Source organism: Corynebacterium sp. LK33 (assembly GCF_014334955.1).
Lineage (GTDB): Bacteria > Actinomycetota > Actinomycetes > Mycobacteriales > Mycobacteriaceae > Corynebacterium > Corynebacterium jeikeium_D.
The window spans coordinates 1-10,821 of record NZ_PDGU01000015.1; the positions used below are offsets into that span (position 1 = coordinate 1).

Below are 10,821 nucleotides of genomic sequence, written 5' to 3' on the forward strand. Positions count from 1 at the left end.
TGCCCCTATTTAAGCGAATCCGCTGGTAGAACCTGGAAAACGGATCACTTTAGTTAACTCTGTACGCCAGATTTGAGCCTTCCTACGGCTCGGGCGCTACTTTTCAGCAACTCAGAAATCGACCAATTACTTAGTCAGAGCCGCCTTGTCACCTGCGAGTCGTCGCCAAGCAGTGGCAGACGCGACCCCCATCAGCGCACCCGCACCCAGAAACACGCTGCCTGCACCCATCGCGGTAGCCCCCAAACCAGCAACCGGCGGCAGGATGACCTGCGCCAAGCGGTTACCCATCAGTCGGATGGATAGCGCCTGAGCGCGCACTTCGGCATCCACCAGGGAGCTCACCCACGTCATTGACATGGGCATGACAAAACCCCACGCCAAGCCACAGATACCAACCGCGACAACCATCAGCCACGCACTCTGTAGCCACGGCATTGCCAAAAGCGGCAGGACACCGGCACAAACTGCAATGATAAGGACTCGATTGCGATTAGCTCGGTGCAAAACAGTCGGCATGAGGGCTCGGGAAATAATCGCGAGGCCACTACGCGCACCAAGGATTGCCGTCACCTCGGCAACACTAAAGCCCAGTTCGCGTCCCAGCACCGGCACATATGCCGTCAACAGGTCAATGGCTACGATGACCGCAATTGATACAGCCATGGCGCTGGACATGCCGTCGATACGCAGGATGCTTAGGACCGATGCGCCGCTGGCTTCGGCCTGCGCCGGCCGCCTCTTGCCCATCCGGCTGCGGTCGCTAACAGTCGACGCCGGGGATTGCTCAGTTGAGCTAGCAGCTTGCACTTCGGCGGCTGCATTCGCTTCGTGCCGTCGATAAGCAGTTGCGACCGGCCAGCCGATGACCAGGGCGACCGCGCCGATTCCCGTCATCGCCCAGAGCGCAGAAGTGGTGGCGGTCATGGCGCTGCCGTCGTGGTTGGGAGTGAGCAGACCTGCACCGACAATGCCGAGGAACTGCCCGACGGAAATTCCGAGCGTGAAATAAGCAAAGAGGCTATCGAGCCCGGCGACGCCGCCGCGCAGGTGCGAAACCATGCCTTGAGCGGCGATGAGCGTGGTCATGTGGGCAAAACCCAGGGCCACGTAGCCGAGCAGAAGAATAGGTAGGTTGGGCGAGAGCGCCATTACTGCTGCAGCAATGACAGTGGCGACGAGACCGGAGTACATGACTTCGGTGGCGCGATGACTGTCGACAAGCTTGCCGGCGGGAAGCGCAATAATAAGAGGTACAAGTGAAAATGCGGCAGTGAACCAGCCGACGGTGGCGGCGGAACCGCCAAAATCGAGGACTCGCCAAGAAAGCAGCACGCGACCGCCGTTGAAAACCGCTTGTCCCAACACAGTAATGAGAACCAATAGGCCGAACCAGCGTCTCATACCTGTTTGTAACTCCCCTTCTCCTGTGTGGTCGTACTCTTCGCGGGGCGATTTCTTTGCACGTCAATACCTAAATTGATCGGTGCCTTCTCGTCGACTCGCACTCCTGCCAACCCGCGAAGAGCGGTCAAAGTGATGCGGCTTATTAAGAATAGTCCCTGAAGTTAAACATGTTTAGCGCATAGAATGAATTATTCGGGCATCCTTGTCGATGTAACCGGTTTGCTTATTTAGTTAATAAAGAATCAGGAATTAGGAGCCATGCTTGAACGCACATTGGTGTTCGTCGATACGTCATATTTATTGGCGAGCTTTTACAACTCGTGGGAAACCGGAGCCCGCGGGCAATTAGAAATCGACCTTAGAGAAGTAGTTAGTGTCCTTGACCGAATGATTAACCAGCAGCTGAACCAGCCAGTTCAGCGGCAACTTTGGTACGACGGCATCCCGGAGTCGGGGCCGCATCGTTACCAGCGCTCACTGCGCACGATCGATGGTGTGCAGCTGCGCGCAGGTCAACTCATTGAATGGGGTGACCGACGGACGCAGAAGGCCGTCGATACTCGGCTCGTCGCAGACATGGTTGTCGCCGGCCTGCGCAACCAAGTTTCCGATATCGTGCTGGTCTCGGGCGATGCGGACATGCTGCCCGGCGTCGCCGAGGCTTCGGCTGCCGGTGTGCGCGTGCATCTCTACGGCTTCGGCTGGGACTCCATGTCCGGTGCACTTCGCCATGCCTGCGATTCGACGACAATCCTCGATCCCCGCGAGGACTTCGCCGACGCCATGCAGCTCAATGTCCTCGAAGGCCCAATCCCACCGGTCGTCCGCACGAATAAGCCGCTGGGCGATGCCGAACCAATCGAAGATCTCGGCGCTACCTGCGTGCCGGATACGCGCATCACTCCTCCGGGCGAGGGCTCGCTTGACGACGGCACGGAGAACACTCCCTCCGCCGCCGACGGTGACGCTGCTTCGCCGGAGGCCGGAACTCCGGAGGTTCCGCAGGACCAGCGCGTTGTGCCATCCCCCACGGCTGACAGCGACTCCGACTGTCGCAGCGAAGACAATGCCGCAGCCACGCCGACGGCCAAGGCCGACTCGCCGAAGTTCAACGAGGTCGAGCACGCGGCCAAGATGGGTGCCCGGGAAATCCCGGCGCAGGCTGAGCACCGCGCTGAGGTAGAGCGCACCGGCGGTTCGGAAGCTACACGGGTGGATTCCGCTGCTTCGGGCGTTTCGGCTGCCTCACCAACGCAGCCAACGCAGCCAGCACAGCCTTCTCCAGCGGCCATGCCCGGCGCGACAGTCAACACTGGCAGTGGGGCTGGTAACGACACTGCGAACAACACCGGAGCCGAGCATGCAGGCGCGTCTGCCTCCGATTCCGCGTCGTCGACTGCAACCGGCAGTGGGGAGTCGGCGACGGAGTCGTCGACAAGCGAAGACGGTGCCAACACGAGTACGCCGAAACCAAGCCCGCGGCCGAATCCTTCGATGATGGCGCCAAGGAGGAAGCTGCGTAGTCGATACGTGCCCCTGCCGAACGAGGTGTGGGCATCCGCGGGTTTTCAGACGCCGTTCGATGTGGGACAGCAGTACGCGAACTGGTGGTACGAGAATATTGCGAACGAGCAGGCGCGCGATAGTGCCCACTTGCTCTCTGGTGGTGGGCTGCCACCGGACATTGATCGTCCGCTGCTGCAGTTTGCGTGCGAAACCCTGCACGAATACACGCTGACGGAGACGCAGCGCGTCAATCTGCGCGATGGTTTCCACGCCGGTATCCGCGGAGTGCTGCTCGCGCGGAAGAACGGCGAATTGGAGTAATAGCGCGCCTCACGGATTCAGCAGTTTCGGTGGCTTCAGCACTGCTGGCGCTACTGTCGCTGCTGGCGCTGCCGGTGCGAGAAAGTGTCGGGGTTTATGTCAGTTTAGGGTGGTTTTTCCCGCTCAAACTGACATAAACCCCGACACTTTCTTGTTGGCGATTGTTGGAAACTGGTGAACGCTACTTCGCTTCGTCTGCGTCCGTTGTGGTGTCCTCAACGGCCTCGACAGCCTCGGCGGACTCGGCGGACTCCAGCTCGCCGGCGTTATCCTTCGCGGCAGAACCGGATTCGAGAGCAGCGTTTTCATTACTCATCTGGGCACGAATTTCGGCCAGACGCATGTCAGCAGCGGCATCGCGAGTCGAAGTCTCGATCTCAGCCATGCGACCTGCCTGTGAGGATTCCGCGAGCTCCTGAGCGCCCAACGCATTGGCGTAGCGGCCTTCAATCTTCTCACGGACCGAATCCAAAGTCGGCACATTCGGATCCTCGGAAATACCCTGCATGCTCTGGAGAGTCTTCGACGCGGTCTCTTGCATCTTGGCCTGATCGGCCTGCGACTCCAGCTTGCGGATATCCTGCTTAATCTGCTCATAGCGAGCCTGCGACTGCTGCGCCTGACGCTGTGCCTCCTCAGCAGCAGATACGGCCTGCTGGTGGAGCTGCGTAGTATTTTCCAGCTCCTTTTCAACATTCACCAGCTGAGTGGCAAACACCTCAGCAGTGCTTTCCATCTTCTGTGCAGTGGCCTCATCGCCCTTGGCACGAGCTTGATCCGCATTGGCGAGTGCCTGCCGGGTGTTCTCGGTAATCTTGTCACGCTCAGAGGTCAACCGCCCCAGCTGCATTTCCAGCTGATTGCGGTTGCCGATGATAGCCGCAGCCTGACGCTGAATCTCCTGATGGCGCTGACGCTCGGCCTCAGCTGCCTGTGCAATCTGAACCTTAGGATCCGCATTGTCTTCGATCTTCTTATCGAACGAAGACATCATGTACTTCCAGCCCTTGGCAAATGGATTAGCCATGCAAATCCAACCTTCCTCAACATATGCGGAATAACTAATCGGAACCGAGAAGATTCCATCTCTTAAAAAATTGTACGTGAGCTAGCTCGCTCTCTCTCGGCAAACGGAAAGAGCTGGTTACCGACAAGCAAGACTCCCCCAGAGTTGTAAACTCTCTAAACATGGTTCATTGCCCTCAACGCGCGTACCGCGGACTTGCCGCGAGTCTCGCCGCGGTAATTACTCTGTCAGCAACTGCGCCGCTGGCTAACGCGACAGTCACCGCAACTGCTGACTCCACCGATACCGGTGCATTTTCGCAGGTAGTCGTAGCAGCTCCATCGTCAACGGAGCCGGCTAAGCCCTCCGACGCAAAAACCAAGAAGACCACCGAAAAGCCAACTGAAAAGGCTCCTGAGAAGAGCACAGGGCGAACCGCAGAGAAGTCGGCGGAACAGTCGGCTGAGAAGTCGACCGAGAAAACCTCTTCACCGACATCGGAAACGTCCTCGACGGAGCCGCCGGAAAGCACTGTGAAAAGTGAGCCGAAGGAGTTTCCCCCACTTGTGCCAGGGGCGAAGACCCAGTGGGGCCTTGGCGTGCAAACTCGTCTCGACGAAGTGACCGAGAAGTTCGATGCTAAGGGCGGCATGCTCGGCATGGGCATTCTGGATCGCCAGACCGGTGAGTTCATCTGCAACTCACACTGTGATGATGTTTTTCGCCTTGCCAGCCTGATGAAGGTATTCGTCGCCGATGTTGTGGCCTATTCCAACTACACGCAGCCGAAGAAGGGCGAGATCGTCGCTGGCCAGGGTGATATGCCGGTTGAGGGCAACCCCGACGCCATGCTGCGCGACGACATGATTCGATACTCCAACAACGAAGCAACTGACGAGCTGTGGGATTCCTACGGCGGTGTACGCATCGTTGACAATGTCCGGCAGCGCTACGGTCTCTCGGATAAGACCGTCGGCTCGCCTATGTGGGGAGCCACCACCAGTACGCCAGCCGACATGGTCGCCTACTTTGACCGCATGCTGAGCGAAGAAGGCGGGCTGAGCGACACGGAGACCAAATACATGCGTCAGCTGATGTACTCACTGCCGCGCTACTCCTACGGCGATGCAGACCAGAACTTCGGTCTGCGTGCAGCGCTACCGAAGGAAACGATTGCCAACAAGTCCGGTTGGTACGAAGAGCAGCACACCACTGCCGGATTCTTTGGCGACGATGACCGTTACGCTATCGCGGTTCTGGGCAAAAACCTGACCGCCAACGAACTCACCGAAGCTGTCAAGCACGTGTTCCCAGACGGGCAGGTTCTGCCAACAGGTGAGAAGGAGACAAAGCACGCCCGCACCAGCGCACCACTGTCGATTGAGGAGGACTCAAACAAAGTCGCTCCAGCCCTGTGGGCGCTAGTAGCAGCACTCGCTGGCTTTGGTATTGGCTGGCTCATTCGTGGCCAGCGCGCGGACTAGATACAAAAAGCCCCCGCGCGCTTGAGGGCTAGTTCAGGCGCGGGGGCTTACGCGGAAGTGCTCCAAGTCGGAAAACGCACAGTATGCGGGCTGAACCGCAGAGTTTACTCGGTAGCGCTATCCTGTGCGGCCTGCTCGGCAATTTGCGCACGGACATCATCCATGTTCAGCTCCGAAGCCTGGCCAACCAGATCGCTCAGGGCGGCCTCCGGCAGCACACCAGAGTGCTGGAACAGCAGGATTCCCTCGCGGAAAACAAACAGCGTCGGAATCGACTGAATGCCCAGGGCTGCCGAAACCTCCTGGTTGGCATCGGTGTCCAGCTTTGCGAACACTACCTCTGAGTGCTTCTCGGAAGCCTTCTCATAAATCGGGGCGAACTGGCGGCACGGACCGCACCAGGATGCCCAGGCATCAACGAGCACGATGTCGTTGTTCTGAATAGTCTCAGCGAAAGTCTCGTTCGTAATATCAACAGTTGCCATGGGTCTAACTCCTCTTACTCTTTAACGTCGTGTTCTAACTTCACGTTCTTTACGTAGGTTTTTACCCGTTAGTCTCCCACAACGCACGCGGGGGTCGATTCATTCCCGCCGGGTTCGCGGGAACGTCGTAAAGCGGCGCGAGCTAGTGGTTGATGCGGACAGTGTTGGCCTGTTTACCCAGGCCATCGATGGTGATGACCATTTCCTGACCATCCTGAAGGTAGGTCTGCGGGCTCATGCCGTGTCCAACACCCGCCGGCGTTCCCGTGGAGATGACATCGCCCGGGTTCAGCTGCACGAACTGTGAGATGTAGGCGATCAACTTCGCCGGGGAGAAAACAAGGTCCGCAATCGGTGCATCCTGGCGCAGCTCTCCGTCGACGTATGTGCGCACCCGCGCGGAGTCCGCATCGAAAGCATCGGCCGTGAGCATCCACGGCCCGAAAGCACTGGCGCGCTGCAACGTCTTCCCCTGTAGCCACTGCGCGGTAGCGTACTGGAAATCGCGCTGAGTGAAGTCATTCATAATCGCGTACCCAGCGATAGCGTCCTGTGCCTGCTCCTCCGACACCCGCAGGCAGGTCTCGCCGACGATAACCGCGAGCTCGCCTTCGTAATCGAGCTTCTCCGCGCAGGCCTCCGGCACTCGGATATCATCCTTCGCGCCAGCGACGGCATCGGCAAACTTCGCGAATAACGTCGGCACCTCGGGGCGCTGGTGTCCCATCTCATCGATGTGCGCGGCATAGTTCAGGCCGACGCAGACGATCTTGCCCGGCCGCGTGATCAGCGGTGCGAACGCCCACGCGCTCTCCGCCATGACGTTGTCAGGGTTGTTCCCCGCCTCCGCCAAGAGTTCTTCCGCTTCACGACCCCACGTTGGCCGCGCTAACACATCTCCGAGACAGTGGTCATCAAAAAGGACCGCTACGCCGTCGCCGAGAACAGCGGCGCGGGTTGCACCCTGGTATCGCAACGTTGCTAGACGCATGGCTTTCTCATTTCTTCATGGCTATTCTCTGTGTCACTTCTGCCGCCTGATCGGCTCCCGGTTCCACGCTACCGCCTTGTTGAGCTGAATTAGGAAGCAGGTTCGCTCTTCGGCTGACGCGGAGCCTCGCCTTCAGGCAGGGAAGAAGGATTCTGACTGCGCTGAAGGGCACGCTGCCCCGGCGTAGTCATGCGCACTACCCACGCAGGACGGACAAAGAGCCACCCGGCACCGATGGCAAGCAGCAACCTGTGCAGACCAAGACACAGCATCGCCGCAATGATAGTCACCAGCGGCGTCATGATGACTAAGTGTGGGTCCTTCGGCAGGATGAGGTCACAAATAATCATGACCACAACCAACATTGGAATGTGCATGAGGAAGATAGGCAGCGTTCGGCCGCCAACCTTTTCAAAAGGCACAACTAGGCGAGTGTTCTGCAGCATCGCCATGACATTGATTGCAGCCAGTGCGCCAGTGGTGGACAGGTACACGCGGGTGAAGCCGACGTTGCCTTCGTTAAAGCTCGAGTAGGTCGCCTGCACCCAGATTGCCACCGACAGGAACGCCGTCAGTGTCACTAGCAGTGAGAGGCCGCTGCGACGCTGTGCCATCCGGAAAATCCAGGGCGCACCGTACATGCCCAGCACGTAGAAGAACAGCATTTTGCTGACGAAGTCCCACGACCAGCTGGACGAGGCAAAAGGTGCCCATGCACTAATGAGGCCTGTAACGATGAGCTGAATCACCGGATGTACCCAGCGAAATGCTCGTGTGAGAATTGCAAACAGCGCCAGCGCCCACAGGAACCACAGGTAGGAAGTTGGTTCGATGATCGCGTGAAGCGTGTTGTAAATTCGCGGCCCCCACGCGCTGTGGTCCGTGATCGGCGGTGGAGACACTATGCCATCGGCATCCACGTGCGTATATGGCATGAGGAAAAGTACGAAGTCACGCAGTGGCACCCAAATCACGTAGAGATAAACCATCACCCAGATTCGGCGATTGGCCAGCTTATGCCACGACTCCTTGAGTGCCTTACCGGCGAACAGACCAGATAACAGGAAAAACAGCGGCATACGGATTGGTCCGAGGAAGAAGTTAATCCCCGCCCACTGCGCCGTGTAGTAACCGTGCGCTTGCAGCTCTGTGATGGCATGGCCAAGCACAACTAAAAGAATGCACAGCCCCTTAGCCGCATCTACCCAACCGACGCGCTGTTTCGGCGCACTCTTCTGCCTTTTCGCTTTGGCCTCCGCTGCCACGGGAGCGGCAGTTGGTGACATAGTGCTTCCCCGCTTCCCGACGACTACGCGTAACCCTCAAAACCTTCAAAACCATCAACGCACGAAAACTCGCCCCATTGACTGTCACTCACCTTACCTAGCCACCCGGATTGCACTAATTCTGGGTGGCTAGGCCAGGCACCTAGAGAGAACCGCTGGGCTCCTCCGCCAGGTTGGCGAACCTGGAGTAATGCAGCTGGTGGGCCACAGCAATGCTTCCGGTCGGTCCACCACGGTGCTTTGCGACGATAATATCCGCCTCACCAGCACGTTCATGGTCAGCCTCCTGCGAGTCCGGCCGGTAAATCAGCATGACGATATCGGCATCCTGCTCCAGCGAACCCGACTCACGCAGGTCCGAGACCTGTGGCTTCTTATCTGTGCGAGCTTCCGGACCACGGTTCAGCTGCGAAATTGCAATCAGCGGTACCTCGAGCTCCTTCGCCAACAACTTGAGCTGACGGGAGAACTCCGAGACCTCTTGCTGCCTGGACTCGACTTTTTTACCCGAGCTCATCAGCTGCAGGTAGTCGACCACGATCATCTTCAGATCGTGCTTCTGCTTCAGCTGACGTGCCTTCGCGCGAATCTCCATCATGGTCAGGTTCGGCGAGTCATCAATAAACAGCGGAGCATCACGAATCTTGTCGCCGACCTCGACCAGCTTTGTCCAGTCCCGCTCATCCAGGTCACCGGAGCGCAAAGATGCCATGTTGATCTTCGCCTCTGCGGACATGATGCGCATCATGATTTCGTTGCGCGACATTTCCAACGAGAAAATTGCGCTGGTCATGCCGTTGCGAATCGATGCCGAACGCATGAAGTCCATTGCAAGCGTGGACTTACCCACACCCGGACGAGCCGCAATAATCACCATCTGACCTGGGTGAAGGCCATTTGTCAGCTTGTCCAGGTTGGTAATCCCCGTCGGCACACCCTGCGCCAGACCGCCGTTTTGGGTAATAAGATCCAGTTCCTCCAGCGTGTCATCCAGGACATCGGCGATGGGAACGTAGTCATTCTTCGTGTTCTCACGTCCAACGCTGAAGATGAGCTGCTGCGCCTCATCCACCAGCTGCTCCGGCTCCGTGTCCTCCGCGCCCGCATAGCCAATCTGGGCGATTTTCGTGCCGGCCTCGACCAGGCGACGGATTGTCGCCTTCTCCGCAACAATGCGGGCATAGAACTGCGCATTCGCCGCCGTTGGCACCAGGGAGGCCAAGGTGTGCAGGTACAGCGGACCACCGATACGCTCCAGGTCTCCAGTTCGATCCAGACGACCTGCCAGCAAAATGGGGTCAATTTCCGAGGACTCACCGTAGAGGTGCAAAATCGCCGAGTAAATCGTCTGGTGCGCTGGCCGGTAGAAATCCTCCGGCGTCAGCTGCTCGTACACATCCGCGACGACCTCTGAGTTCAGCAGCATCGCGCCGAGCACACTCTGCTCCGCCTCGATATTGTGCGGCGGGGTGCGCTCAAAAGTCGCGCCCGCGACGGCACTCGCACGAGCGCCACGACCACGGTCTCGCTCCCAGTCCCGCGCCCCAGATCCGCTTGCCGACGATCCGTTGCCCGAGCTCTGCGAGAAGGAATACTCCTCCGGTGGCGCATCCTCTACCGGCGGTTCCGGAGGCAGCGGAACGTCATCGAAGGAATCATCGTGGGAATTTACCGAGTAGGACGACGCCTCGTCCCCTGCTCCGGAATGACCACCATCACCTACAGGCTGACTCATCGTGAGCAGCTCCTCCCCTTCTGGACCACTTAGGTGCCTTTTCAACCCTGTTGCTGACTGACCGTCACACTCAATATGTCTGTTCCGACCGCCAGCACTGGACACCTGACTACCTACCGCAGTTATACCTGTTCGAGCGGATTGACGGACCTGTAAAAGTACCCTTGAAGGCCCCGGAAAACAATCTTCTACGGTGTTTATCCCCGAAGTTATCCACAGTACCTGTGGATAAGCCTGGGGAGAACATGTGCACAATCAAGAAAAGTCCAGGTGAACGGTCCGTAACCCTAAACCGTCGCTTGAATGTTAACGGGGGTGGCGAAGTTTCAACCTGAAAATATTCTATCTACGCAGGTCAGTGCGTATTTGCCTTAATCCTGCACAAATGTAATCCTCTGGTACCCCTTTAGCATCGATGCTGCTCATGCGGAGATTATTAACGATGAATTAATAAAAATCTCGTGCACTCCAGAAGAGTTATCCACGGCAGCCAGGCAAGTTACCCACAGGTTTATCCACAGCAATCATCGTTAGCCTGTGGACAAGTCGTAGATGCTCTTTCCAGCACCTGCGTAAAAGGCTTTAAACCAGCCTTAAACC

General features: G+C 58.1%; 8 protein-coding genes. 2 read left to right on the plus strand and 6 right to left on the minus strand.

What is annotated here, in order from left to right:
• Positions 1-126 precede the first annotated feature (126 nt).
• On the minus strand, positions 127-1,404 hold the full coding sequence (locus CRD20_RS04965; RefSeq protein ID WP_187404970.1) for an MFS transporter: 1,278 nt from the start codon (positions 1,402-1,404) through the stop codon (positions 127-129).
• A gap of 261 nt (positions 1,405-1,665) precedes the next feature.
• On the opposite strand from CRD20_RS04965, the gene CRD20_RS04970 reads away from it, so the two are divergent.
• Positions 1,666-3,234, plus strand: a complete 1,569-nt coding sequence (locus tag CRD20_RS04970; RefSeq protein ID WP_070858421.1) for an NYN domain-containing protein — start codon at positions 1,666-1,668, stop codon at positions 3,232-3,234.
• A gap of 181 nt (positions 3,235-3,415) precedes the next feature.
• Here the strand turns inward: CRD20_RS04970 and CRD20_RS04975 are convergent, their stop codons facing one another.
• A complete protein-coding gene (locus CRD20_RS04975) occupies positions 3,416-4,261 on the minus strand; it encodes a PspA/IM30 family protein (RefSeq protein ID WP_187399904.1) in 846 nt (281 codons plus the stop codon).
• 161 nt (positions 4,262-4,422) lie between these two features.
• On the opposite strand from CRD20_RS04975, the gene CRD20_RS04980 reads away from it, so the two are divergent.
• A complete protein-coding gene (locus CRD20_RS04980; RefSeq protein WP_187404971.1) occupies positions 4,423-5,724 on the plus strand; it encodes a serine hydrolase in 1,302 nt (433 codons plus the stop codon).
• A gap of 104 nt (positions 5,725-5,828) precedes the next feature.
• On the opposite strand, the gene trxA is transcribed toward CRD20_RS04980, so the two are convergent.
• The 4 genes from trxA to dnaB form a co-directional block, all read right to left on the minus strand.
• Entirely contained in the window at positions 5,829-6,209 is a 381-nt protein-coding gene (gene trxA / locus CRD20_RS04985; RefSeq protein WP_016421700.1) for a thioredoxin, read from the minus strand.
• Between the two features lie 142 nt (positions 6,210-6,351).
• On the minus strand, positions 6,352-7,200 hold the full coding sequence (locus CRD20_RS04990) for a fumarylacetoacetate hydrolase family protein (RefSeq protein WP_187399906.1): 849 nt from the start codon (positions 7,198-7,200) through the stop codon (positions 6,352-6,354).
• 89 nt (positions 7,201-7,289) lie between these two features.
• Positions 7,290-8,486, minus strand: coding sequence for an acyltransferase family protein (locus CRD20_RS04995; protein ID WP_069358888.1), 1,197 nt, complete (start codon positions 8,484-8,486; stop codon positions 7,290-7,292).
• Between the two features lie 142 nt (positions 8,487-8,628).
• Entirely contained in the window at positions 8,629-10,221 is a 1,593-nt protein-coding gene (dnaB, locus tag CRD20_RS05000) for a replicative DNA helicase (RefSeq protein WP_049170075.1), read from the minus strand.
• Positions 10,222-10,821: the final 600 nt, after the last annotated feature.

Bases quoted from the DNA above. Each gene is read 5' to 3' on its own strand.
- CRD20_RS04980 (WP_187404971.1), top strand. From the start codon at position 4,423: ATGGTTCATTGCCCTCAACGCGCGTACCGCGGACTTGCCGCGAGTCTC.
- dnaB (WP_049170075.1), bottom strand. From the start codon at position 10,221: ATGAGTCAGCCTGTAGGTGATGGTGGTCATTCCGGAGCAGGGGACGAG.
- trxA (WP_016421700.1), bottom strand. From the start codon at position 6,209: ATGGCAACTGTTGATATTACGAACGAGACTTTCGCTGAGACTATTCAG.
- CRD20_RS04970 (WP_070858421.1), top strand. From the start codon at position 1,666: ATGCTTGAACGCACATTGGTGTTCGTCGATACGTCATATTTATTGGCG.
- CRD20_RS04975 (WP_187399904.1), bottom strand. From the start codon at position 4,261: ATGGCTAATCCATTTGCCAAGGGCTGGAAGTACATGATGTCTTCGTTC.
- CRD20_RS04995 (WP_069358888.1), bottom strand. From the start codon at position 8,486: ATGTCACCAACTGCCGCTCCCGTGGCAGCGGAGGCCAAAGCGAAAAGG.
- CRD20_RS04965 (WP_187404970.1), bottom strand. From the start codon at position 1,404: ATGAGACGCTGGTTCGGCCTATTGGTTCTCATTACTGTGTTGGGACAA.
- CRD20_RS04990 (WP_187399906.1), bottom strand. From the start codon at position 7,200: ATGCGTCTAGCAACGTTGCGATACCAGGGTGCAACCCGCGCCGCTGTT.